Origin of the sequence: Leisingera daeponensis (assembly GCF_019801465.1) — a bacterium.
GTDB classification, from domain to species: Bacteria; Pseudomonadota; Alphaproteobacteria; order Rhodobacterales; family Rhodobacteraceae; genus Leisingera; species Leisingera daeponensis_A.
The window spans coordinates 42646-65400 of the sequence record NZ_JAHVJA010000009.1 but is presented as its reverse complement, the minus strand read 5'-3'; the positions used below and the strand labels follow the sequence as shown (position 1 = coordinate 65400).

Genomic DNA, 22755 nt, shown 5'->3' with positions numbered 1-22755 from the left:
TCGTTTCCGAATGGGCTGGCGCTGACTGTATTTCCTAACTCCGGCTCAAGTAAGGTATGTATGCATACCTTTCCGGGGCCCGCTCCGGGCCGGTTCTGCGGGACAAGGAGTCGGTTTTTGCAACCGGATTTCGGAATCCTGCAGGTGAAACCCCATTCACTTGGTGAAACTCGGCATCAAAGGAGACCCCTGCGATGACTGAGCAAGCCACAACGACCCGCGCACGCTCCGGCGGCCGCACCGCCCGCCGTGCCCTGCGCACCGCCCCCAAATTCGATATGCTGCCGGGCCTCACCCGCAATATCCCGCTGTGCGAGGTGATGGATGGCAGCCAGGTCGAAAAGATCGACAACGCCTCGATGAACATTCTGGAAAATGTCGGCGTCCAGTTCCGCGATCCCATCGCTCTGGAGGACTGGAAGCGCGCGGGCGCCAAAGTCGAGGGTGAACTGGTCTATCTCGACCGCGGCCTGGTGCGGGAGCTGATCAAGACCATCCCCAGCCATTTCACCTACCATGCGCGCGATCCGAAAAAGAACGTGCGCCTGGGCGGCAAGCATTCGATCTTTGTGCCGATGACCGGCGCGCCCTTCCTGCGCGACCTGGACGATGTGCGCCGCAACCCGCAGCTGGAAGACCTGGCGATGTTCCACAAGCTGGCGCATATGATGCCGGCTCTGCATTCCTCGGCCCACCACATCGTCGAGCCCTATGATCACCCGATCAGCCAGCGGCACCTGCGCATCACCTATTCGTCGATGAAATACTCCGACAAGACGTTCATGGGCATGACCACCAGCCCCAAGAACGCCGAAGACGTGATGGACATGTGTGCGATCCTGTTCGGCGAGGATTTCCTGGAGGATCACCCGGTCACCACCGGCAACTGCAACGGCAACTCGCCGCTGGTCTGGGACGAAACCATGCTGGGTGCGATGCGCGCCTTCTGCCGCCGCAAGCAGCCGGTGCTGTGCTCGCCCTTTGTGCTGGGCGGCGCCAACACCCCGGCCTCGGTTCCGGCCACCGTGGCGCAGCTGAACGCCGAGGCGCTGAGCGCGCTGGCCTACACCCAGGTGATCCGCAAGGGCGCGCCGGCGATCTATGGCCACTACCTGTCGACCGTTTCGATGAAATCGGGCGCGCCGATGGCGGGCACGCCCGAAATCTCGCTGATGAACTTCATGATCGGCCAGATGGCGCGCTATTACGATGTGCCGTGGCGCACCTCCAACACCTTGGGCGGCGCCAAGACCTTTGACGCGCAGGCGGGGTATGAATCCGCAACCACCCTGTCGGCGGTCATTCATGCGGGCGCCAACTATATCTGGCACTCGGCGGGCTGGAACGAGGCCGGGATGCATTGCTCGGTCGCCAAGTTCATCGTCGATGCGGAGCAATGCGCGATGGCTTACCGGATGGCGGAAGGCCCGAAATGGCACGACTTCGACCAGGCCATTGCGGCGGTTCCCGATGTCGGCCCTGGCGGCCACTACCTCGGCCACCCGCATACGCAGGAGAACTTCCAGGAAGCCTTCTTCATGCCGGAGCTGTTCGACAACAACTCGATCGAGCAATGGCAGGCCGAAGGCAGCGTCGAGATCACCGAACGCGCCCTGACCCGCGCCAAGAAGCTGCTGGCGGAATACCAGGAGCCCAAGCTGGACGAGGCGAAGAACGAGGAACTGCTCGACTACATCGCCCGGCGCGAGCGCGAAATTCCCGCGGCGGATGAGCTGAATCAGAGCTACTGATCTCTCCTCCCCGACTGGCCCGCCCTGCGATAGAGGGCGGGCCTTTTTTCCAACAGGGCACAGAACATGAAAATCGCGGAAATCCATATCTATCAGCATGATCTGCCAGTGAAAAACGGGCCCTATACCATGGCCAATGCCGAGGTCTGGGCGCTGGACACGACGCTGGTGAAACTGGTGGCCGACAACGGCCAGACGGGCTGGGGCGAGACCTGCCCGGTCGGTCCGACCTACGCCGAATCCCACGCCGCAGGCGCCCGCGCGGCGCTGATTGCGATGGCGGAGGGGCTGATCGGGGCCGAGGTGGCACCGGTGACCCTGCACCGGCGGATGGACAGGCTGCTGAACGGCCACAACTACGCCAAGGCCGCCATCGACATTGCTGCGCATGACCTCTTGGGCAAGCATCTGGGCGTCAGTGTCTCCACCCTCTTAGGCGGTGCGACGACCGACCGGGTGCCCTCTTATTACGCCACCGGCGTCGGCGCGCCGGACGACATCGCCCGGCTGGCCGCCGAGAAGCTCGCGGAGGGCTATCCGCGCTTGCAGGTCAAAGTCGGGGGCCGGTCGGTGGAGCTGGATATCGAGACCATCCGCAAGGTCTGGGAGAAGGTCGGCGGCTCGGGGATGCGGCTGGCGGTGGACGGCAACCGCGGCTGGACCACGCGGGATGCGCTGCGCGTGAGCCGCGAATGCCCCCAGATTCCCTTCATCATGGAGCAGCCCTGCAACACGCTGGAAGATCTGCAGAAAATCCGTCCGCAGATCGCCCATGGCCTCTATATGGATGAAAACAGCACCAGTCTGAACACGGTGATTACCGCCGCCGGTACCGGACTGGTCGATGGCTTTGGCATGAAGGTCACCCGCATCGGCGGCTTGCACCCAATGCGCGCTTTCCGCGACATTTGCGAGGCCCGTAACCTGCCGCATACCTGCGATGACAGCTGGGGCGGCGACATCATCGCGGCCGCTTGCACCCATATCGGCGCCACCGTGAAATCGGACCTGCTGGAGGGCGTCTGGCTGGCCGCGCCGTATATCGAAGGCAACTACGACGCGGAAAGCGGCATATGCCTCGAAGGCGGCCATATCGCGCTGCCGCAAGGGGCGGGGTTGGGCATCACCCCGGATGAAAGCCTGTTCGGCGCGCCGGTGGCATCCTTCTGACTGGAGAACGAAAGCTATGGAATTTCAAGGAAAATGCGCGCTGGTCACCGGCGCAACGGGCGGTATTGGTGCCGCTATCGTCCAGCGGCTGCGGGCAGCGGGGGCCAAGGTGGCGGTCGCCGACCGCGATACCCGCACCATAGAGGCCGAGGCGCATCTGCCGGGCGACCTGCTGGAGCCGGACTATGCCAACGCGCTGCCGCAGGCCGCGCAGCTGGCGCTTGGCGGGCTGGACATCGTCATCAACAACGCCGGTGTCATCACCCGCGGCCCGGTGACCGAGACCTCGGACGCCGACTGGCACCTGTCGATTGGGGTGAATGTCGAGGCCCCTTTCCGCATCTGCCGCGCTGCAATCCCGATCATGGCGCGTGCGGGCGGAGGTGCCATCGTCAACACCTCGTCCTGCTGGGGCAGCAAAAACCCGGGACCGAACCATGCGATTTATTGCATGACCAAGGCGGCAATTGCCTCCCTGACACAGTGCATGGGGATGGACCACGCCCATCAGGGCATCCGCATCAACGCCGTCTGCCCGAATGAGGTGAACACGCCGATGCTGCGCTCCGGCTTTGCCAAACGCGGCTTTGATCCGGATACCGCAGTGGCAGAACTGGGCAAGTCAGTGCCGCTGGGCCGGATTGCCGAGCCGGAGGATATTGCCGATGTGGTGATGTTTCTGGCCTCTGATGCCGCCCGCTACATGTGCGGCGCGCTGGTCGAGGTCAATGGCGGGAAACCGGTGTCATGATGCGGTTCCAAGGCAAGGTTGCGCTGGTCACCGGCGGGCGCAGCGGCATTGGCCAGGCCATTGCCCGCCGCCTGCGCGACGAGGGCGCGCGGGTGTTTACAGCACAGCGCGGTGCGGACGCGGAGTTCGAGGCAATCCCGGCGGATTTCACCGATCCGCACAGCCCGGCGCAGGTCGTAGCGGAAGCGGCCGGACGGGCAGGCGGCCTGGACATTCTGGTAAATAACGCAGGCATTATGCAGGAGGCGCGTGTCGAGGAGATGTCTCTGGCCGACTGGCAGCGCAACCTGACGGTGAACCTCACTGCGCCTTTCCTGATGATTCAGGCGGCACTGCCGCACTTGCGCAAGTCCCGCGGCAGCATCGTCAACACAGGTTCCATCGAAGGGCTGGGCAGTAACTCCAGCCATGCCGCCTACTGTGCCTCTAAGGCCGGGCTCCATGGCCTCACCCGCGCCGTGGCGGTGGATCACGGGGCAGAGGGCATCCGCTGCAACGCGGTGGCGCCGGGGTGGATCGACACCGACCTGAACTTGGACTTCATTGAGGCGATGCCCGACCCTGAGGCCTTCCGCCGCGATATCGCCCGCATCCACCCGGTCGCGCGTACCGGCAGACCGGAAGAAGTGGCGGCGCTAGTGGCTTTCCTCGCGTCCGAGGATGCGGGATTCATCACCGGCCAGGTCTATACGGTCGATGGCGGAAGGATGGCCAAGCTGAGTCTGCCATAAAATGAAAGGGAGCTAGCTCTCCAGTGCCGAGCGCGGGAACAGCACGTTTGCTTCCAACGCAAACAAACCATGTGCTGCCTGGAAACCTAAAATCCTAGAGCGCGCAGCTTTCTACACTTCTGCAAGTCAGCCTCGGGGCCAAGTTCAACAGCACTAGGGATTTAGAAAATCTAATATTTGGAGTAACAATTTCTCGTTTGAGCGCTGTATTCGGTGGATGTAGAGCCGTTTCTGCCCGTTTGGGGGCTCAAATTACGAGGCAGACATGAATTTTCCTACAGTCGCAGCGGTGGCGCTGCTGTCATTCCCGGCGGCGCTTTCCGCCGCACCCTGGACCGACGCGCAAATGCAGGAGCTGGCCGAGAGCAGCTTCGCTTCCGTGATTGAGGAGTATGATGTGCCCGGGCTGGTTGTCGGTATGACGCACCGGGGGCAGAGTTACTTCTATGCGGCAGGCCTAGCCTCCCGCGAGGATAACATTGCCGCGTCTCCGGATACGCTTTTCGAGCTTGGCTCAGTGAGCAAGCTGTTCAACGTGAGCTTGGCCGCTCTGGCTGAAACGCGTGGCGAAATGGATCTCGGGGCGCAGGTTTCGCAGCAGTTGCCGGACCTTGAAGGTACCGCGTTCGGGAACCTGTCGCTGATGGATCTCGCAACGCACCACTCCGGCGGGCTGCCCCTGCAGGTGCCTGAAACAGCTGCCAACACCGAAGAGCTCGTGGACTGGCTGGCTGGCTGGCAGCCGGACGTGCCAGATGCTCGAAGCTATTCGAACATTAGCATCGGCCTCTTGGGGCATGTTACAGCAAAAGTCCTGAGCAAGGGATATGCGGATACGTTAGAACAGTATCTGTTTCATTCAATGGGGCTGGAAAACACTTGGGTAAATGTCCCGGAAGAGGCCGTGCAAAGCTACGCATATGGTTACGACCGAAAGACCGACCGCCCGATCCGAGTCAGTCCCGGGGTTCTGGACAGTGAAGCCTATGGTGTGAAATCCAGTGCGCGTGACATGGTGCGGTTTCTGGAGATTCATTTGGGACACGCGGATGCTTCGGACGACCTCAGAAATGCTCTGAAAAGAACGCGGCAGGGGCTGGCGCGGACAGATGCCTATGTGCAGAACATGATCTGGGAGCAATATCCATGGCCAGTCAAACTGGAGCAGATGATCAAGGGCAACAGCTACGCCTACATCCTAAAACCGCAGCCGATGGAGAAGCTCGATCCGCCTTTGCCGCCGGAGGAGAATGTTATCCTCAACAAAACCGGGGCAACCAATGGTTTTGGCGCCTATGTAGCTCTCCTGCCTGGCGAAGATCTGGGTGTGGCTGTTCTCGCTAACCGGAACATTCCCAACGAAGCCCGCATCCGGGCGACATACGCTTTCATTCAGCGTGTGCTTGCAGAGCAGCGGTAAGGTTACTGCACCGCCGTGCAACCGTTGCGCGGCGGCGCCTATTCTGAAGGGTTTCATGAATGAAAAAGTTGCTTGCCGGGACTGTCCTGCAACTGGCTTGCGCCGCCCCGCTTGCGGCACTCGACGCCTGGTCCCTCGAAAAATGCAGCATCTACAGCAAGGCTTGGCGCAGCTATGCTGCTGGTCTCCCGGACCTCAGCGAAAGGTTCCGGGCGTCAAACGAGGCGTTCATCGCGAGCGGCTGCCAGGCCCGGGTATCAGCTTGCCCCGCAAGTGGCACTGAACTCGAAACTGCCGATCAGCTCAGCTTGATCATGGTCATGGAGGGCGCGCCGGGCTCGTTCCTTCCATTCGCTTGCAGCGGGCATTTTCCTGCAGGCCACTGACACCCGCCGCGGGGCCGTCGGTATTGCAGTCGCAGACCGGAAAGGCGAGGCTGCCGCTGTCTGCCCAGTCGACCCGGAAGCTAGGAAAGCCGCCGCATGGACCGCCCCAACCTGCCATTGAACGCCTTGCGCGCCTTTGAAGTCGCCGCTCGGCAAGGGAGCTTTACCCAAGCGGCGATCGAGCTGCGGGTCAGCCAAGCCGCAGTCAGCCACCAGATCAAGGGGCTGGAAGACCTGCTGGGCGTTCAGCTTTTTACCCGTACGCCCAAGGGTTTGCTTCTGACGGACGAAGCCATAGCGCTGTTCCCCGTGATCAATGAAAGTCTGGACCGGGTTGGACGGGTTCTCGACGGTTTCCTGGACGGCCGTTACCAGGAGACGTTGCATGTGGGGGTTGTCACAACTTTTGCCGTTGGCTGGCTGATGCCGCGGCTAACCGCCTTTCGCAGCGCCCATCCGCGGATCGACTTGCGTATCTGGACCAACAACAACCGGGTGGACATTTCCAAAGAAGGTTTGCACATGGCAATCCGTTTCGGTGCCGGGCGCTGGAGCGGGATGGAGGCTGTTCCGCTCATGGAAGCTCCTTTGACGCCGCTCTGCGCCCCCCGGCTCGCGGAAAACCTGAAAAAGCCTGCCGATTTACATGGCCACTTCCTTTTGCGCTCCTACCGTGCGGATGAGTGGCCGTCATGGTTTGAGAAGGCCGGCGCTGTCTGTCCCAACCTGTGTGGCCCCATTTTCGACAGTTCGATCGCCATGGCGGACATTGCCGAAACAGGGGGTGGAGTTGCGCTGCTGTCCCCGGCGATGTTCGGCGACCGGTTGGAGGCTGGGCGGCTGGCGGCACCATTTCCCGCTCGGATAGAAACCGGTCGCTACTGGCTGACGCACGCCGCGCATAAGCCGCCTACTCCGGCCATGCTCAGCTTTCAGGAGTGGCTTCTCAAGCGTGTTTCCAAGGACCCCAGCCTGTCAGTCCCAAAGGCAGGCCCGGTCGCGACGTAGAAGTAATCTTGTTTTTCCGGATTACGGGAGCCAGGTGCCGCGCCAACCACTGATCTTTTGCGCGGCGCATCTTTTTTACCACGCCTGAAACCGCTTCATCATTTGGTCGGGTGAATACGGAAAAAGATCAACGGAGCTTGGGCAAATGGTGCTTCCTTGGTGATACCACAGAAAACTCTGGGCACTGAAGATCGGGTTCCAACGCAAATTCAAACTGCCTGCGCTGGCAGCGGTACCGGTGCTAACGCCACAGCTGCTCTCAGTTCGGTTTTCGGCAGACAAAATTAACGTATGTCAGCTTCGCTGGCACCTGACGCCCCTCTTCCGCCTCTATTCCTTCCCGGAGCGCCATTCTTTCCACATCAGGAAGGTGTTGGCCCCCAGTGAGGCAAATGGCTCCGGAGGCAGTTTGGGCGGCATCGGCTGGGCCAGGAAGTGGCTGGCGATCTCCGATCCCCCCTGTAGAACCAATTCGGCAATGCCCATACCCTGCAAAGTGCCGCGGGCGATGCCGAGGCCGTTCTGGCAGCAGGCGGAATAAACACCTTGGTCCAGCTCCCCGAAAGCCGCAGATCCGTTCCGGCTGAGGCAGAGCATGCCGGCCCAGCGGTGCTCCATTCGCACGTCCCCCAGATGCGGAAAGCGCTCCTTGAACTTGCGGTCATGCACCCATCCGGCGTTGCGCAGGCGCATGTCGCTGGTCTCGATGGCGGGATGGAAGCTGGAGCAGGTGCGGATTAGGATCCGGTCGCCGTAGGAGCCGGAAATCCGCCGCACGGAGGTGCCCATCGGGTCCGCAGGGGTGACCGACCAGCGCGGCGCGCCGCCAAGCCGTTTGATCTGCTCCGGCGTCAGCCGCTCGGTCATTGAGGCATAGAGGCAAATGTGCATCAGGCGGCGCTGGTAGAAGCCGAAGCTTTCCAGGTGGCCGTTGTTGGCCAGGACCACGCGGGCGGTGCTGATGCGCCCCTTGGGGGTGCTGACGAGCCAGCCATCCGCCTGTTTTTCAAACTCTGTGGCTGGGGTGTTTTCAAAGACGCTGATCTGCCCGGCCAGATGCGCCGAGAGAGCGCGGATATAGGCTGCGGGCTGGATCATCACCGTGCCGGGTGCATAGAGGCCGGAGGTGTAATGCGGGCTGCCAGTGCGCTCCTGCATGTCCTGCTGACTCAGCAGCTGATGCGGCTCGCCCAGCCGCTCCAGATGGGCGGCGAAATCACGGTTGTGCCGGTCGCCGGCGCGGGTGGCGGCGGCATTGATCTTGCCCGCGGGATCGAACATCTCCTGCGGCAGGGCGCAGTCCTCTGCCACCTCCGTGGCAAATGAAATTGCTTTGCGGTTCAAGGCGATGGCGGCCCGGTCGGCTTCCAGACCCGAACCGGCGTAGTTGTTGGAAGCCAGATCATGCGGCAGGTCGATCATGAAGCCGGAATTGCGCCCGGCGGAGCTTTCGGCGAAGCGGCCGGCCTCCAGCAACGCCACCTTCAGCGAGGGGTCCAGCTGATGCAGGCGACGGGCGGCGGACAGGCCCGCAAACCCGCCGCCGATGATGGTCACATCGGCGGTCAGGTCGTGGTCCAGCACCGGCAGCGGGGCCTGCGGCGGCAGGATGGCATTCCATCCCGCCGCGCCGGTCTGCCGGGGCAGGCGTTTGGCAGTGTAGGCGGTCAATCCACGGCCTCGTCTGCGTCGTCGGCCAGGTCGATCCAGATGGTTTTCAGCTGGGTGTACTGGTCGTGGGCATGGACGGAATTGTCGCGGCCGCCAAAGCCCGACTGCTTATAGCCGCCGAAGGGCGTGGTGATATCGCCCTCGCCAAAGCTGTTCACCGTCACTGTTCCTGCGCGGATGGCGCGGGCACCGCGGATCGCGCGCTTGGCGTTGGCGGTGAAGATCGAGGCGCAGAGGCCGTACTGTGTGTCATTGGCGATGCGGATCGCCTCGTCAAAGCCGGTAACCTCGATCACCGACAGGACCGGGCCGAAGATCTCCTCGCGCGCCAGCACCGCGTCATTGCCGGGCACCTCGACCACGGTGGCCTCCACAAATGCGCCGTCATGCGCTTTGCCGCCCAGAACCACGTTTTCAGCCTGTTCCAGATAGCCGCAGACCTTGTCGAAATGCGCGCGTGACACCAGCGCGCCCATGCGGGTTTTCGGGTCCAGCGGGTCGCCGACGTTCCAGGCCTTGGCGTGATGGGCGATGCGCTCCAGCAGCTCTGCCTTGACGTCCTTGTGCACGATCAGGCGGGAAGAGGCAGAGCAGTTCTCGCCCATGTTCCAGAAGGCGCCGTTCACGATATGCGCGGCCACCCGGTCCAGATTCTCGGCGTCGTCCATGACGATGGCGGGGTTCTTGCCGCCCATCTCCAGCACCACTTCCTTGGCGTTCGATTCCGCCGCATAGGTAAGGAAGCGCTTGCCGGTCACGGTGGAGCCAGTGAAGGAGACCATGTCGATGTCCATGTGGCGGCCGATGGGCTCGCCCGCCTCGGCGCCGCCGCCGGGCACGATGTTCAAGACACCGCGGGGCAGGCCGGCTTCCATCGCCAGCTCGGCCACGCGCAGGGCGGTCAGGGTGGTCTCGGCGGCGGGTTTCACCACCACCGAGCAGCCTGCGGCCAGCGCCGGGCCGATCTTCCACGCCAGCATCAGCAGCGGGAAGTTCCACGGCAGCACCAGGCCGACCACGCCGATGGGCTCACGCACCACCATGGCGATGTGATCATCCGAAGCCGGGGAGACCTGATCATAGATCTTGTCGATGGCCTCCGCGTGCCATTTCAGGCAGTGGATGGTCTCCGGCACATCGACGGTTTCGCAGTCATAGATAGTCTTGCCGCTGTCGAGGCTTTCCATCACTGCCAGCTCATGGGCGTTGCGGGTCATCAGCTTGCACAGCCGGATCAGCACGTCCTTGCGCTCTGACGGGTGCAGGCGGGACCAGCGGCCATCGTCGAAGGCTTCGCGCGCCTTTTCAACCGCGACATCAACATCCGCGGCACCGCAGGATGCGATATCCGCCAGCTTCTCGCCGGTGGCCGGGTTCACGGTTTCAAAGGTCTTGCCGGACGCGGCCGGGCAGAACTTGCCGTCAATGAACGCAGCCGTCGGCAGGTCCAGGTTGGCGGCGATGGATTTATATTCGTCCTGAGTAAGCAAAGTCATTCCTTAACCCTCCGCCTCGATATCTGCGATTTTCTGTTTCAGCACCCGCACGACCTGTTCCAGCGCGCGTTTGTCGTCCTTGTTCAGCCCCTTCAGCGGCGCGCGCATGGCGCCGGCCTCGATGCCGTTCATGGTGACGCCGTGCTTGATGGTCTGGATGAACTTGCCGCCCTGCTCCAGCACCCGCATCAAGGGCATCATCGCCGACATGATGCGGCGGCCCTTGGCAAAATTGCCCTCGATCACGCAGGCATTATACAGCGCCACGTGCTCCTTCGGCAGGAAGTTCGAGCCGCCGCAAACCCAGAAGGGCGCGCCCCAGGCAAAGAATTCCAGCGCCTGATCGTCCATGCCGCAGCCCATTTGGATATGCGGATAGTCCCGCGCCAGCAGGTGCACCCGGTTGATATCGCCGGAGCTTTCCTTGATGCCGCAGAAATTGCGCGAGCGGCCGACGCGGTCGAGGAACTCCTCGCCCATCATGGTGCCGGTGCGGTGCGGGTAGTTGTAGAGCATCACCGGAAGGTTAGCGGCCTTGTCGATCGCCAGCGCATTCAGCGCGTTTTCGCGGTCGGTCGGGACCGAGTAGGGGGGCGAGGCCAGCAGGATGCTGTCGGCCCCAATGTCCTTGGCGCCCTCGGCCAGCGCAATGGAGTCGCTGGTCAGCATGGCGCCGGTGCCCACCACCAGCGGCAGGCGGGCCTTCAGCCGGTCATGGGTGAAGCGGGCCAGGGCGATGCGCTCTTCCACGGTCTGGGCATAGTTCTCGCCGGTGGAGCCGCCGGAGATCAGCCCGTGCACGCCGCTGTCGATCAGAAATTCGATCACTTCGGCCAGCGCGTCCCAATTGACGCTGCCGTCCTCGAAGTGGGGCGTCACGACAGGGGTATATATCCCCTCAAACCGGAATATTGGGGTCATCTCGTCCTCATGCAGGGGTTTTGCGCGCCACCGTCCCCAGCGGCACATCAAGCCCGGCGGGCATGACGAACAGCTCGATCTGGTCGCGCGACAGGTTCCAATGGTCAATTGCCAGCTGGCCCGCCGCCGCCTCGTCGCCAGCCTCAATGGCAGCGATGATATCGTCGTGCTGGGCGCTGGCCTCGCCCAGGTTCTCCGCCATCTGGCGGTCCTGGGGGCGGTAGAAGGTCATGCCGATGCGGGCATGATCGATCAGCAGCCGCTGAAAGGACGGGGCGAGATAGATGTTGTCGGCCATCTCGCCGGTGATCTCGTGAAAGCGGTTGTTGGCCATCGCCCGGTCAGCCCCGGAGCCAGCGCGCAGCGCCGCCTTGAAGTCCTCCTGCGCTGCCTTCAGCTCGGCGATCTGCGCCTCGGTGGCGTTCTTGGCCGCCAGTTGCAGCACCGCGCCGTAGATCATCGGCGCCGCCAGGAAGAAATCCCGCAAAGTCATGTGCGACATCTCGCTGACCCGCGCGCCGCGGTTTTCCCGCAGATCGACATAGCCTTCGCCGGCCAGCTGGCGCAGCACCTCGCGCAGCGGGGTGCGGGACAGCTCGAATTCCTCCGACAGCTTCGATTCGTCGAGATCCGCGCCCGGCCGCAGGCCAAGCGTCATGATGGCCGTTTTCAAGTGGCCATAAAGCGCTGCTTTCCTGCTTTTGGACGCGTCCTTCATCTCAGTCTCCATTGTTGCATCTGAACCTGTGCCGGCAGGATGACCCGGCGGGACAGGTCTGTGCAACCTGATTGCTCATTTTGTGTTAGGAGAAAATACAATTTGTGTACAGAGAAAAAATATGCAGTATGCAGGAAATGTTTTCGGGAGGAGGGGAACAGGTGACGACGCAACCTGACGAGGCCGTGATCGACTGCCGCAATCTGTGGAAGATCTTTGGGCGCCGTGCGGATGAAGCGATGAAAGCCGTTCAGGAACGGGGGCTTGGCAAGCTTGAGGTGCGCGACCGCTTTGACTGTGTGGTGGGGGTGCAGGACGCCACCTTTACCGTGGGCCGCGGCGAGATCTTCTGCATCATGGGGCTGTCCGGCTCTGGCAAATCAACCTTGATTCGCCATGTGAACCGGCTGATCGAGCCGACCTCCGGCCAGCTGTTCATCGAAGGGCAGGACGTCAATCAGCTATCCGCCAAGGATCTGCGCGAGGTGCGGGCCGAGAAGATCGGCATGGTGTTCCAGAACATGGCGCTGATGCCGCACCGCACCGTGCTGGAGAATGTCTCCTTCAGCCAGGAAGTGCGCGGCCACGACCCCAAGGAGCGCCGCGACAACGCGATGCGCGCGATTGATGCCGTGGATCTGAACGGCTGGGACCAGAAATACCCGGATGAGCTGTCGGGCGGCATGCAGCAGCGTGTCGGCCTGGCCCGCGCGATTGCCGCCGACCCCTCGATCCTTCTGATGGACGAACCCTTCTCGGCGCTCGACCCGCTGATCCGCCGCCAGCTGCAGGACAAGTTCATGTCGCTGTCGGCAGAGATGAAGAAGACCACCCTGTTCATCACCCACGACCTGGACGAGGCGATCCGCATCGGCGACCGCATCGCCATCATGAAGGACGGCGCTCTGGTGCAGGTCGGCACGCCGGAGGACATCGTGACCAACCCCGCCGACGAATACGTTGCCGACTTCGTCGCGGGCATCTCCAAGCTGGAGCTGATCTCGGCCGCCAAGATCATGACCCCGGTCGAGCAATACGAGCAGATGAACGGCCCCGCCAACAAGGACGGCTGGCCCGAGGCCCATCCCGGCCAGTCGCTCGACGATCTGGTGAACCTGTCGGTGCAGACCCAGCACCCGGTGCTGGTCAAGGCGGATGGCCGCACCGTCGGGGTGGTGACCAAGAACGCCCTGCTGCGCGGCATCCAGGGTGATGTCGCAGACGCCGCCGGCCTGAAGCACTGAGGAGGCAAGACCATGGCAGAGAACACTTTCAGCATCCTCGACCCGTTTTCCTCGGTTGACCTGGGGCTGGCCGACGCCGCTGACGGGGTCAAGCAATGGGCCATCGCCAACCGGGCGCTGATCCAGCCCGTCAAGAAATTCTTCAACGAGATGATCGTCGGCATCGACAGCGCGCTCAACGCAGTGCCGCCGCTGGTCATGCTGGTGATCCTGATCCTGATCGCCTGGCAGGCGGCGGGCCGCCGGGTTGCGATACTGGTCGGCATCAGCATGGTTGTGCTTGGCTTCCTGTCCCCGAATGCCTGGGGGCTGGCGATGACAACCCTCGCCATCGTGGTTTCGGCGGTGATCATGAGCTTCATCATCGGCCTGCCTCTGGGGGTGCTGGCCGGCAAGAACGACCGGTTCGAGACCGCAATCCGCCCGGTGCTGGACACCATGCAGACGATCCCGGCCTTTGTGTACCTGGTGCCGGTGGTCATGCTGATCGGCATCGGCAATGTCTCCGGCGTGATCGTCACCGTGATCTTTGCGCTGCCGCCGCTGATCCGTCTCACCAGCTTGGGCATCCGCGGCGTCAATGCCTCGGTGGTGGAGGCCGCGCGCGCCTTTGGCGCCAGCCCGCGCCAGATCCTGTTCAAGGTGGAGCTGCCGCTGGCCACCCCCACCATCCTGGCCGGCGTCAACCAGACCATCATGCTGTCGCTGTCGATGGTGGTCATCGCCTCGATGATCTCGGTCAAGGGGCTGGGCAACGAGGTGCTGCGCGCCATGGGCCGCTTGGATGCCGGCAAGGCGCTGGTTGGCGGCCTCGGCATCGTGATCCTGGCCATCGTGCTGGACCGCATCACCCAAGGCATGGGCCAATCCGGCCGTGAACGCGGCCACCGCCACTGGTGGCAGGGCGGCCCGGTCGGCGCGGTGCTGCGCCTGACGGGTAGGGCCTGAGGGCAAGACCTGACTTTCTCTTTCATCTGAACACCCAAGGGAGGACTTACTTATGTTCAGGAAAACTGCTCTGGCTGCGCTGGCAGCCTCGACCATGCTGGCAGGCGCTGGCCTGGCTGCGGACAAACCCGGCGAGGGCGTCACCGTGCGCCCGGTGATGCAGCCGATCGCCGAGGAGATCTTCCAGCACCGGATCCTGTTCCGGGCGCTGCAGGATCTGGGCTATGACGTGGCCGAGCCGGAGGAGGTTCAGGCTCAGACCCTGCACCTGGCCCTGGGCACCGGTGACGCGGACTTCACCGCGGTGCATTGGAACGGCCTGCACAACACCTTCTTCGAGGAATCCGGCGGTGACGCGGTTCTGGAGAAGGTCGGCACCCTGATCGACGGCGCCCTGCAGGGCTATCTGGTCAACAAGGCCGCCTATGACGCGGGCGTGCAGAATCTGGGCGACCTGAAAGACCCGGCCAAGGCCGCGATGTTCGACGCCGATGGCGATGGCAAGGCTGATCTGGCCGGCTGCGTCCCCGGCTGGGGCTGCGAGCGCGTGATCGAGCATCAGCTGGACGAATTCGGCCTGCGCGAGACCGTCAACCACAACCAGGGTGAATACAACGCCATCATCGCCGACACCATCGCCCGCAACGAGGGCGGCGAGAACGTGCTTTACTATACCTGGACCCCGTACTGGGTGTCCGGCGTGCTGGTTCCGGGCGAAAATGTCGAATTCCTCGCCGTGCCTTACTCCTCGCTGCCCGATGGCGCGGCTGCGGAAACCACCTTCAACGGCAAGGACCTGGGCTTTGCGGTCGACAGCATCCGCATCGTTGCAACGGACGAGTTCCTGGCCGCCAACCCGGCCGCTGCCAAGCTGTTCGAGCTCGCCAAGATCGACATCAACGACATCTCGGCCCAGAACAAGCTGATCGCCGACGGCGAGGACAGTTCGGACGACATCGACCGCCATGTCGCGGCCTGGATCGAAGCCAACCGCGAAACCTACGACAACTGGCTGGACGCGGCGCGCGCGGCAGCCAAGTAGTAGCGGGCAGACCCGATGCCAGGGACTGCGCGGGGAGGCTTTCGCGCAGTCCGTTTTCCCTTGAGGCAAGCCATGAAAAAGACGCAGCATTTTGCCTTTCTGCTGGTGGAAGAGTTCTCGCACCTCGCCTTTTCCTGCGCGGTGGAGCCCTTGCGCATCGCCAATCTGGTCAGCGGCCAGGATCTCTATGACTGGTCGTTCGGCTCGGAGAACGGCGAGACCGCGACCTGTTCCAACGGCTCGGTGATGCTGGTGCATTACGGCTTTGATGCGATTCCGAAATGCGATCGGCTGTTTGCCTTGTCAGGCATTCGCATGCGCAACCATGTGAGCAAACCGCTGCTGGCGGCGCTGCGCCGGGAAAAGGCGCGCGGGATTGCGGTCGGCGCGCTGTGCTCCGGCGCCTGGGTGCTGGCTGAGGCGGGGTTTCTCAACGGCATGCAGGCGGCGATCCATTGGGAATACCACGACAGTTTCATGGAGGCCTTCCCGGAGGTGAACCTGGTGCGCAGCGTGTTTGTGGCGGATGAAAAACACGTGACGGCTTCCGGCGGAACGGCGACGGCGGACCTAATGCTGCATCTGATCGAGCGCGAACACGGTTACGACCTGGCCATCGCGGTGGCGGACCAGATGGTCTATAACGCGGTGCGCAACGCCACCGCCGAGCAGCGCGTGTCGCTGCAGTCGCGCAATGGAATGCGCAATGCGCATCTGGCCCGTGCCATCCAGATCATGCACGACCATATCAGCGAACCGGTCTCGCCCACCGTGATTGCCGAGGAGATCGGTATTTCCACTCGCCAGCTGGAGCGGTTGTTCGGCAAATACCTCAATACCTCACCCAAGAAGTATTCGATGGAAATGCGGCTGGAGCGCGCCCGCAACCTATTGATCCAGACTGAGGCCTCGGTGACCGAGGTGGCGTTGTCCTGCGGGTTTGACAGCCCCGGCCATTTTTCCCGCGTCTACAAGGCGGCGTTCAATGTGACGCCTATGCTGCAGCGCAGCCGGATCGATTAGGCCGCCGGCGGCAGCACGGGTTCGGCCTAGCGCTGAACGATGGGGTCTGGCCATCAAAGGCGAATTTCCCATATTGAAATGAAGCCCCTTCATCCGTGCCGCATACCTGGAGCCGCCGATGTCCCGCCGTCATTACAACCTGCCGCCGCTCACCACACTGGCTGCATTCGAAGCCGCGGCCCGGCACCTGAGTTTTAAGAACGCGGCGCAAGAGCTGTCTGTCACCCCCGGCGCCGTCAGCCATCAGGTGAAAGCGCTGGAGGCGGAACTGCAGGCGCCGCTGTTCCAGCGAAAACACCGCGGTGTGGAGCTGACAGAAGAGGGCGAGGCGTTGTTTGAAACCCTGGCCTCGTCGTTTTCCAAGATTTCCCTCAGTCTGAAGACAATCCGCGACCGTCAGACCGGTGACACCGTGACCATCGGCTCGACTTCGGCGGTGGCCTCGCTGTGGCTGTCGCCTTCGGTGGTGCGGTTCTGGCGCCAGCATCCGGATGTGAACGTCAATCAGATCGTCAACGACAGACCTTTGCGCAGCATGCCGGACGTGGATTTTTACATCCGTTACGGGCGGGAACGGGACACCCGCCTGGAGCAGGCCGAGCTGTACCGCGATCATCTGGTGCCGGTTGGCAATGCGGAACTGGCGGAGAAGCTCACCGGCTGCCCGCTGGAGGAGCTGGCCCGGCAGCGGCTCTTGCATCTGGAATCCGATGACCGCAGCTGGACCACCTGGACAGATTGGTTCCAGCAGCTGGGCTATAGCGGCCCTATTGCGCCCGGTGTGCGGGTCAACAACTATGCGGTGGCATTGCAGGCGGCGCAGGACGGAGTGGGGCTGGTGCTCGGCTGGCAGCGGCTGCTGCATCCCTTGCTGACCACCGGCCAGCTGGTGCCGATCGGACCGCATGTTCTGGCCGCGCCGCACGGTTTCCATCTGGTGGGACGCCCGGACGCGGATTTGTCGGAATCCGCCCGGTTGCTTCGCAATTGGGTGATTGACGAGGTCAATCGGAACTCAGGTGAATCCAGCTAAGGCCAAGGCGAATATTCCTGATATTGAGTGAATCCTCTCCCTGCCTTCAATGGCGGGAAACGCGCACGCATTTCCCAGTCTTGGAGAGACACAGATGAACAAGCATGATCCGCTTGCCCCGGTGATGGCCCCTGTCAACGTCGCCAATGGCCTTCCGAACGCCCACTACGTCGACCCTGCGGTCTTCGCCGAAGAGAAACGCTCGGTTCTGTTTGCCAACTGGTCCGGCATCGGCTTCGGCAAGGACGTGCCGCAACCAGGCTATGCCAAGCCGGTGGATTTCCTCGGCATGCCGCTGCTGATCGTGCGCGACAATGACGGCGCCGTCGGCGTGTTCCAAAACACCTGCCGCCACCGCGGCATGATCCTGGTGGAAAAGCCCGGTAAGATCCGCGGTGCCATCCGGTGCCCCTATCACAGCTGGTGCTACGGGCTGAACGGCCGCCTGGTCTCCACCCCGCATGTCGGCGGCCCCGGCAATAACAAGCACGAGGACATCAAGCTCGATGAACTGGGACTGGTGCGCATCCGCTCCTATGTCTGGCGCGACGTGATCTTCGTGAATGTCGACGGCTCCGCGCCGGAGTTCGAAGAGGCCCACGCGGGCCTGCTGGAGCGCTGGAAGGAGTTCGAGACCCCGGTGCACCACGGCGGCCAAGGCTCCGGCTTCAAACTGGAGGTGAAAACCAACTGGAAACTAGCGGTCGAGAACTACTGCGAAAGCTACCACCTGCCGTGGGTGCATCCGGGCCTGAACAGCTATTCCCGCCTGGAGGATCATTACAACATCGAGGTGCCGGGCCATTACTCCGGCCAGGGCACCCTGGTCTACCGTCAGTTGAAGGGCGAAAATGGTGAGGTGTTCCCGGACTTCGAAGGTCTCAGCAACAAGTGGGACGAAGGCGGCGAGTACGTGGCCGTCTACCCGAATGTCCTCCTGGGCGTCCAGCGCGACCACGCATTTGCCATCATCCTGGAACCGGTCGACACTGAAAACACTGTCGAGCATATCGAGCTCTATTATTCCAAATCTTCGGAAAAGACCCCGGAGCTGGAAGACCTGCGCACCGAGAACGCCAAGCTGTGGAAGACCGTGTTCGAGGAAGACGTCTTTGTTGTCGAGGGCATGCAGAAGGGACGCCATGGCGAGCTGTTCGACGGCGGCCGTTTCTCACCGGCGATGGACGGGCCGACCCACAATTTTCACGCCTGGGTGGCGGATCAGGTGACCAAGGGCCGCGAGGCATGAGTGCCTTTCTGAAAGACGGGCTGGCCAGGAATTTCCTGGCCGGCGAATGGGTTGAAGGCGACGGCGGTGCGCGCATGGCCGTCGAGGACCCCGGCAATGCCGAGCATGTGGCCGATTGCGCGCTGGCGGGCGAGGAAACCCTGGCCAAAGCGCTGGATGCCGCCCGCGCCAGTTTCGAGCGCGGCGATCTGGCCGCGATGCAGCCCGCGAAACGCGGCCAGTTGATGCAGCGTATCGCTGCCGAAATCCGCGGCATCGCGGACGAGGGCGCAGATCTGCTCTGCCGGGAAAGCGGTAAGAGCCTCAGCGCGGCGCACGATGAATTCGAAGAGGCCGCGCAGTATTTCGAATACTACGGCGGCATGGCCGACAAGATCGAAGGCAAGTCGATCCCGCTCGGCCCCGATTACGCTGATTTTACGGTCTATGAGCCCTACGGCGTCTCCGCCCAGATCGTGCCTTGGAACTTCCCGGTGTCGATCGCTGCGCGGTCGCTGGCGCCTGCGATGGCGGCGGGCAATTCGGTGATCATCAAATCACCCGAGCTGGACCCGATGGCGCTCGCCATGCTGGGTGTGGCACTGGAACGCGCCGAGGTCCCCGCGGGGGCGGTGTCTATCCTGAACGGCATCGGCTCGGAACTTGGTGCGCGGCTGGTCGAAAGCCCGGCGGTGGATCAGATCGTCTTCACCGGCTCGGTGCCGACCGGCCAGGCCATCCTACGCGCTGCCGCCGACCCGGTGACGCCCGCGCTGATGGAGCTGGGCGGCAAATCAGCGGCGGTGGCGTTTGAGGATGCCAATCTGGACACGCTGATGTCCTCCCTGCAAAGCGGCATCTTCTACAACGCCGGGCAGGTCTGCTCGGCCATGTCGCGGGTGCTGGTGCACCGCTCGATCTACGACGAGGCCGTCGAACGCGCCGCGGCGCTGGCAAACGGTCTCAGCGTCGGCCACGGGCTGGAAAACCCCGGCCTGACCCCGGTGATCTCGGCGCGTCAGCTGGACGGCATCGAAACCCTCACCGCCACGGCCCGCCAAAGCGGCGCCCGCGCAGCCTCCGGCGGTGCCCGGCTGGAGCGCGAGGGCTACTTCATGGCTCCGACCATTCTGGCAGATGTGGACCCGGGCGCGCGCGTCGCGCAGGAAGAAATCTTTGGCCCCGTCACCTGCTTCACTCCGTTTGACACCGAGGCGGAAGCGATTGCCATGGCAAACGGCACCGAATTCGGGCTGGTGGCCGGCGTCTTCACCCGCGATTTGGCGCGGGCACATCGCGTCGCGAACCGTCTGCGCGCGGGGCAGGTGTTCGTGAACGAATGGTTCGCGGGCGGCATCTCCACCCCGTTTGGCGGTGTCGGCAAATCCGGTTTCGGGCGCGAGAAGGGCTTGGAGGCGCTTTATAATTATGTGCGCACCAAGAACATCGCGATTTCGCTGAAGGGCTGAGCGATGGAGCGCGCAGACCTCGACCGGGCGCTGCTGAATGCGCATGACGAAAAGGACAGCGGAGAGCTGGTCCGGCTTTACACGCTGGCCGGTGACATGGCGGAAGAGGCGGGCAATATCGATGCCGCCTGCTTCTACCTAACCCACGCATTCGTATTTGCGCTGGAGGCCGGGCTGCCGGAAGCGAAAGAGCTGAACCGCCGGCTGGCGGAGCGCGGCCGCGCGCATCCGCTGGAGCTGTAAGAAAAGTTTCAGGGCGCTGTCCCGTCAGGGATGGCGGCCTGTTTTGGCCGGCAGGGGAGGGCCGGCCAAAGAATTTCAATCAAGGGAGGTGAGGGCATGATCCCCAGTAAAATGGCGGCGGTCCTGCTGACCGGCCACGGCGGCATTGACAAGCTTGAGTACCGCACCGATGTGCCGGTACCGCAGCCCGGGCCGGGCGAAGTGCTGATCCGCGTGGCGGCAGCGGGTATCAACAACACCGACATCAACACCCGCATCGGCTGGTATTCCAAGGCGGTGGACGCCGACACCAATGCGGGCGGTGCCACGGGGTTCGACGGTGTAAACGATGATGACGCTAGCTGGTCCGGCAAGCCGCTGGAATTTCCGCGCATTCAGGGCGCCGACGCTTGCGGCCATATCGCCGTGGTAGGGGAGGGGGGCGATCCCGCCCGCATCGGCGATCGGGTGCTGGTCCGCAACATGCTGCGGACTTACGTCGACTACCGCCCCTATGAATGCTGGACCTTCGGCAGCGAATGCGACGGCGGCTTCGCCCAGTTTGCGGTGGCCCCTGCGCGCGAAACCCATGCGGTGAACTGCGACTGGTCGGATGCGGAACTCGCCTCGATCCCCTGCGCCTATTCCACGGCGGAAAACATGCTGCACCGCGTCGGCCTGGGCGCAGAAACCGTGCTGATCTCCGGCGCCTCCGGCGGGGTCGGCTCTGCCGCCGTGCAACTGGCCAAGCGCCGCGGCGCCACGGTGATCGCGCTGTCCTCTGCCGCCAAAGCCGAAGGGGTTCTGGCACTTGGCGCTGACAAGGTTGTCGACCGCAACGCAGATCTGATCAAGGAACTGGGTGAAGGCTCCATCGACGTGGTGGTCGATCTGGTTGCCGGGCCGCAGTGGCCGTCATTTCTGGACGTTTTACGGCGCGGCGGGCGGTACGCCACCGCCGGCGCCATCGCCGGGCCGATCAGCGAGATCGACTTGCGCACGCTCTACCTTAAGGACCTGACGCTGATGGGCTGCACCTTCCAGGAGGACGAGGTTTTCGCCAATCTGATCTCCTACATCGAAGCCGGCGAAATCCGCCCGCTGGTGGCCAAGACCTATCCGCTGAGCGAGATTGCCGCCGCGCAGGAGGATTTCCTGAGCAAGAAGCACACCGGCAAGCTGGTGCTGATGATCCCGGAGGTTTCCGAATGAAGATCAGGAAGATAGAGCTGTACCAGCTGGATCTGCCCTATTCCGGCGGCGTCTACATGCTGTCGGGCGGGCGGGAGTACCGCAGCTTTGACGCGTCCTTCGTGCGCATCACCACTGACACGGGACTCGAGGGCTGGGGCGAAAGCACCCCGTTCGGCTCCACCTACATCGCGTCGCACGCGATGGGTGCGCGGGCGGGTATTGCCGAGATTGCGCCCTATCTGCTGGGCCGCGACCCGCGGCAGATGGACCGCATCAACGAGGCGATGGATGAAGCCCTGCTGGGCCACAACCACGCCAAGTCGGCAATTGACCTGGCTTGCTGGGATCTGTTCGGCAAGTCGGTGAATATGCCGGTGTGCGAGCTGCTAGGCGGTTCGACGGGCAAGCGCCTGCCGGTGATCTCCTCGATCTATGCAGGCAGCCCTGAGGACATGCGCGCCCGCGTCGCGCAGCACCGCGAGATGGGCTATTTGGGCCATTCGGTGAAGATCGGCGCGCTGGATGCCGAGGGCGGCCCGGCGCTTGACGCGGAGCGCATCCGTGCGTCGCTGGCCGACCGGCAGCCGGGCGAGTTCTTTCTGGTTGATGCCAATGGCGGGCTGACGCCGGAAGCCGCGCTGCGCATGCTGCGGATGCTGCCGGAGGGGCTGGATTTCGTGCTGGAGGCGCCTTGCAAGACCTGGCGCGAGACCATGTCGCTGCGCAAGCGCTGCACGGTGCCGATCATTCTGGATGAGCTGGTGCAGCAGGATGAGGACATCGCCCTGATGCTGGCGGAGGATGTGGCCGAGGGCATCGGCCTTAAGATATCCAAGGCCGGCGGGCTGACCCACGGGCGGCGGCACCGGGACATGTGCCTGTCCGCAGGCGCGACCGTCAGCGTGCAGGATACCGTCGGGTCTGTGGTGGCGTTCTCCGCCATCGCCCATCTGGGCGCTACGGTGCCTGAGCGTTCCTTGCGCTGCATTCTGGATTGCCGCGATATGGTGACGCTAAAAACGGCGGAATTCGATGCGCCGGTCAAGGATGGCGGCGTGCTGGTTCCGCATGCGCCGGGGCTGGGCATCACCGTTGACCGGGATCTGATGGGCGAACCGCAGGCTGTCTGGGACGCCTGACTAAGCAGTATTTGGTAGAATCAGTTTCAACGGCCTGTTGAGACTGACAGGCAGACTGGCCCGCCTAGGCGGCGCCTGCGGGGACGGCGTTGCCGTTTCCGCCTGTCCGCTTTGACGGTTTCCCGGAGACCGTGAGCGCCAACAGTCTGATAAAAACGCGCAGTGTACAGGAAATTGGGAAACAGGCGGG

Annotated in this window: 21 protein-coding genes; 17 read left to right on the top strand and 4 right to left on the bottom strand. The window is 63.2% G+C overall.

Going from position 1 to position 22755, the window contains the following annotated elements; translation table 11 throughout:
* Window positions 1–194 precede the first annotated feature (194 nt).
* From KUV26_RS17355 to KUV26_RS17325, 7 genes are all read left to right on the top strand, one after another.
* Complete coding sequence (locus KUV26_RS17355) at window positions 195–1751, top strand: trimethylamine methyltransferase family protein (RefSeq protein ID WP_222509288.1); 1557 nt, start codon at window positions 195–197, stop codon at window positions 1749–1751.
* 66 nt (window positions 1752–1817) lie between these two features.
* Entirely contained in the window at window positions 1818–2921 is a 1104-nt protein-coding gene (locus tag KUV26_RS17350; protein WP_222509287.1) for a mandelate racemase/muconate lactonizing enzyme family protein, read from the top strand.
* Between the two features lie 16 nt (window positions 2922–2937).
* Entirely contained in the window at window positions 2938–3672 is a 735-nt protein-coding gene (locus KUV26_RS17345) for an SDR family NAD(P)-dependent oxidoreductase (RefSeq protein ID WP_222509286.1), read from the top strand.
* On the top strand, window positions 3669–4403 hold the full coding sequence (locus tag KUV26_RS17340; RefSeq protein ID WP_222509285.1) for an SDR family NAD(P)-dependent oxidoreductase: 735 nt from the start codon (window positions 3669–3671) through the stop codon (window positions 4401–4403). Before KUV26_RS17345 ends, KUV26_RS17340 begins: the two co-directional genes overlap by 4 nt.
* A 265-nt stretch (window positions 4404–4668) precedes the next feature.
* The gene (gene ampC / locus KUV26_RS17335) at window positions 4669–5823 is read left to right on the top strand and encodes a class C beta-lactamase (RefSeq protein WP_222509284.1); all 1155 of its coding nucleotides are present in this window, start codon (window positions 4669–4671) and stop codon (window positions 5821–5823) included.
* Window positions 5824–5882: 59 nt separating this feature from the next.
* Window positions 5883–6209, top strand: a complete 327-nt coding sequence (locus KUV26_RS17330; RefSeq protein WP_222509283.1) for a hypothetical protein — start codon at window positions 5883–5885, stop codon at window positions 6207–6209.
* A 96-nt stretch (window positions 6210–6305) separates the two neighbouring features.
* Window positions 6306–7217, top strand: a complete 912-nt coding sequence (locus KUV26_RS17325) for a LysR family transcriptional regulator (protein WP_222509282.1) — start codon at window positions 6306–6308, stop codon at window positions 7215–7217.
* A 330-nt stretch (window positions 7218–7547) separates the two neighbouring features.
* Here the strand turns inward: KUV26_RS17325 and KUV26_RS17320 are convergent, their stop codons facing one another.
* The 4 genes from KUV26_RS17320 to KUV26_RS17305 are packed head-to-tail and all read right to left on the bottom strand — an operon-like array spanning window position 7548 to window position 12023.
* Window positions 7548–8888, bottom strand: a complete 1341-nt coding sequence (locus tag KUV26_RS17320) for an NAD(P)/FAD-dependent oxidoreductase (RefSeq protein WP_222509281.1) — start codon at window positions 8886–8888, stop codon at window positions 7548–7550.
* Window positions 8885–10384: an aldehyde dehydrogenase gene (locus KUV26_RS17315; RefSeq protein ID WP_222509280.1), complete on the bottom strand. Its 1500-nt coding sequence runs from the start codon at window positions 10382–10384 to the stop codon at window positions 8885–8887. Before KUV26_RS17315 ends, KUV26_RS17320 begins: the two co-directional genes overlap by 4 nt.
* A 3-nt stretch (window positions 10385–10387) precedes the next feature.
* Complete coding sequence (locus KUV26_RS17310) at window positions 10388–11305, bottom strand: dihydrodipicolinate synthase family protein (protein WP_222509279.1); 918 nt, start codon at window positions 11303–11305, stop codon at window positions 10388–10390.
* Window positions 11306–11312: 7 nt separating this feature from the next.
* The gene (locus tag KUV26_RS17305; RefSeq protein ID WP_222509278.1) at window positions 11313–12023 is read right to left on the bottom strand and encodes a GntR family transcriptional regulator; all 711 of its coding nucleotides are present in this window, start codon (window positions 12021–12023) and stop codon (window positions 11313–11315) included.
* A gap of 161 nt (window positions 12024–12184) precedes the next feature.
* Here KUV26_RS17305 and KUV26_RS17300 point away from each other — a divergent pair, with 161 nt between their 5' ends.
* From KUV26_RS17300 to KUV26_RS17255, 10 genes are all read left to right on the top strand, one after another.
* Window positions 12185–13267 carry a glycine betaine/L-proline ABC transporter ATP-binding protein gene (locus tag KUV26_RS17300; protein ID WP_315900140.1) on the top strand — a complete coding sequence of 361 codons (1083 nt, stop codon included), beginning with the start codon at window positions 12185–12187 and terminating at the stop codon, window positions 13265–13267.
* 12 nt (window positions 13268–13279) lie between these two features.
* Window positions 13280–14215, top strand: a complete 936-nt coding sequence (locus KUV26_RS17295; RefSeq protein ID WP_222509276.1) for an ABC transporter permease — start codon at window positions 13280–13282, stop codon at window positions 14213–14215.
* A gap of 52 nt (window positions 14216–14267) precedes the next feature.
* A complete protein-coding gene (gene proX / locus KUV26_RS17290; RefSeq protein WP_222509275.1) occupies window positions 14268–15257 on the top strand; it encodes a glycine betaine/L-proline ABC transporter substrate-binding protein ProX in 990 nt (329 codons plus the stop codon).
* A gap of 72 nt (window positions 15258–15329) precedes the next feature.
* Entirely contained in the window at window positions 15330–16280 is a 951-nt protein-coding gene (locus KUV26_RS17285) for a GlxA family transcriptional regulator (protein ID WP_222509274.1), read from the top strand.
* Between the two features lie 118 nt (window positions 16281–16398).
* Window positions 16399–17313 carry a LysR substrate-binding domain-containing protein gene (locus KUV26_RS17280; protein ID WP_222505382.1) on the top strand — a complete coding sequence of 305 codons (915 nt, stop codon included), beginning with the start codon at window positions 16399–16401 and terminating at the stop codon, window positions 17311–17313.
* Between the two features lie 94 nt (window positions 17314–17407).
* Window positions 17408–18562 (top strand): aromatic ring-hydroxylating oxygenase subunit alpha, encoded by a 1155-nt coding sequence (locus KUV26_RS17275; protein ID WP_222509273.1) that lies wholly within the window; start codon window positions 17408–17410, stop codon window positions 18560–18562.
* Window positions 18559–20010 (top strand): aldehyde dehydrogenase family protein, encoded by a 1452-nt coding sequence (locus KUV26_RS17270; protein ID WP_222509272.1) that lies wholly within the window; start codon window positions 18559–18561, stop codon window positions 20008–20010. The genes KUV26_RS17275 and KUV26_RS17270 overlap by 4 nt, the downstream gene beginning before the upstream one ends.
* A gap of 3 nt (window positions 20011–20013) precedes the next feature.
* Entirely contained in the window at window positions 20014–20253 is a 240-nt protein-coding gene (locus KUV26_RS17265; RefSeq protein ID WP_222509271.1) for a hypothetical protein, read from the top strand.
* A 96-nt stretch (window positions 20254–20349) separates the two neighbouring features.
* Complete coding sequence (locus tag KUV26_RS17260; protein WP_222509270.1) at window positions 20350–21444, top strand: alcohol dehydrogenase family protein; 1095 nt, start codon at window positions 20350–20352, stop codon at window positions 21442–21444.
* On the top strand, window positions 21441–22565 hold the full coding sequence (locus KUV26_RS17255; RefSeq protein ID WP_222509269.1) for a mandelate racemase/muconate lactonizing enzyme family protein: 1125 nt from the start codon (window positions 21441–21443) through the stop codon (window positions 22563–22565). Before KUV26_RS17260 ends, KUV26_RS17255 begins: the two co-directional genes overlap by 4 nt.
* Window positions 22566–22755: the final 190 nt, after the last annotated feature.

What these genes read in the sequence shown, in the direction of transcription:
- KUV26_RS17270 (WP_222509272.1), top strand. Translation starts at nt 18,559, where the DNA reads ATGAGTGCCTTTCTGAAAGACGGGCTGGCCAGGAATTTCCTGGCCGGC.
- KUV26_RS17285 (WP_222509274.1), top strand. Translation starts at nt 15,330, where the DNA reads ATGAAAAAGACGCAGCATTTTGCCTTTCTGCTGGTGGAAGAGTTCTCG.
- KUV26_RS17275 (WP_222509273.1), top strand. Translation starts at nt 17,408, where the DNA reads ATGAACAAGCATGATCCGCTTGCCCCGGTGATGGCCCCTGTCAACGTC.
- KUV26_RS17295 (WP_222509276.1), top strand. Translation starts at nt 13,280, where the DNA reads ATGGCAGAGAACACTTTCAGCATCCTCGACCCGTTTTCCTCGGTTGAC.
- proX (WP_222509275.1), top strand. Translation starts at nt 14,268, where the DNA reads ATGTTCAGGAAAACTGCTCTGGCTGCGCTGGCAGCCTCGACCATGCTG.
- ampC (WP_222509284.1), top strand. Translation starts at nt 4,669, where the DNA reads ATGAATTTTCCTACAGTCGCAGCGGTGGCGCTGCTGTCATTCCCGGCG.
- KUV26_RS17340 (WP_222509285.1), top strand. Translation starts at nt 3,669, where the DNA reads ATGATGCGGTTCCAAGGCAAGGTTGCGCTGGTCACCGGCGGGCGCAGC.
- KUV26_RS17315 (WP_222509280.1), bottom strand. Translation starts at nt 10,384, where the DNA reads ATGACTTTGCTTACTCAGGACGAATATAAATCCATCGCCGCCAACCTG.
- KUV26_RS17330 (WP_222509283.1), top strand. Translation starts at nt 5,883, where the DNA reads ATGAAAAAGTTGCTTGCCGGGACTGTCCTGCAACTGGCTTGCGCCGCC.
- KUV26_RS17310 (WP_222509279.1), bottom strand. Translation starts at nt 11,305, where the DNA reads ATGACCCCAATATTCCGGTTTGAGGGGATATATACCCCTGTCGTGACG.
- KUV26_RS17325 (WP_222509282.1), top strand. Translation starts at nt 6,306, where the DNA reads ATGGACCGCCCCAACCTGCCATTGAACGCCTTGCGCGCCTTTGAAGTC.
- KUV26_RS17255 (WP_222509269.1), top strand. Translation starts at nt 21,441, where the DNA reads ATGAAGATCAGGAAGATAGAGCTGTACCAGCTGGATCTGCCCTATTCC.
- KUV26_RS17280 (WP_222505382.1), top strand. Translation starts at nt 16,399, where the DNA reads ATGTCCCGCCGTCATTACAACCTGCCGCCGCTCACCACACTGGCTGCA.
- KUV26_RS17260 (WP_222509270.1), top strand. Translation starts at nt 20,350, where the DNA reads ATGATCCCCAGTAAAATGGCGGCGGTCCTGCTGACCGGCCACGGCGGC.
- KUV26_RS17265 (WP_222509271.1), top strand. Translation starts at nt 20,014, where the DNA reads ATGGAGCGCGCAGACCTCGACCGGGCGCTGCTGAATGCGCATGACGAA.
- KUV26_RS17350 (WP_222509287.1), top strand. Translation starts at nt 1,818, where the DNA reads ATGAAAATCGCGGAAATCCATATCTATCAGCATGATCTGCCAGTGAAA.
- KUV26_RS17305 (WP_222509278.1), bottom strand. Translation starts at nt 12,023, where the DNA reads ATGAAGGACGCGTCCAAAAGCAGGAAAGCAGCGCTTTATGGCCACTTG.
- KUV26_RS17355 (WP_222509288.1), top strand. Translation starts at nt 195, where the DNA reads ATGACTGAGCAAGCCACAACGACCCGCGCACGCTCCGGCGGCCGCACC.
- KUV26_RS17345 (WP_222509286.1), top strand. Translation starts at nt 2,938, where the DNA reads ATGGAATTTCAAGGAAAATGCGCGCTGGTCACCGGCGCAACGGGCGGT.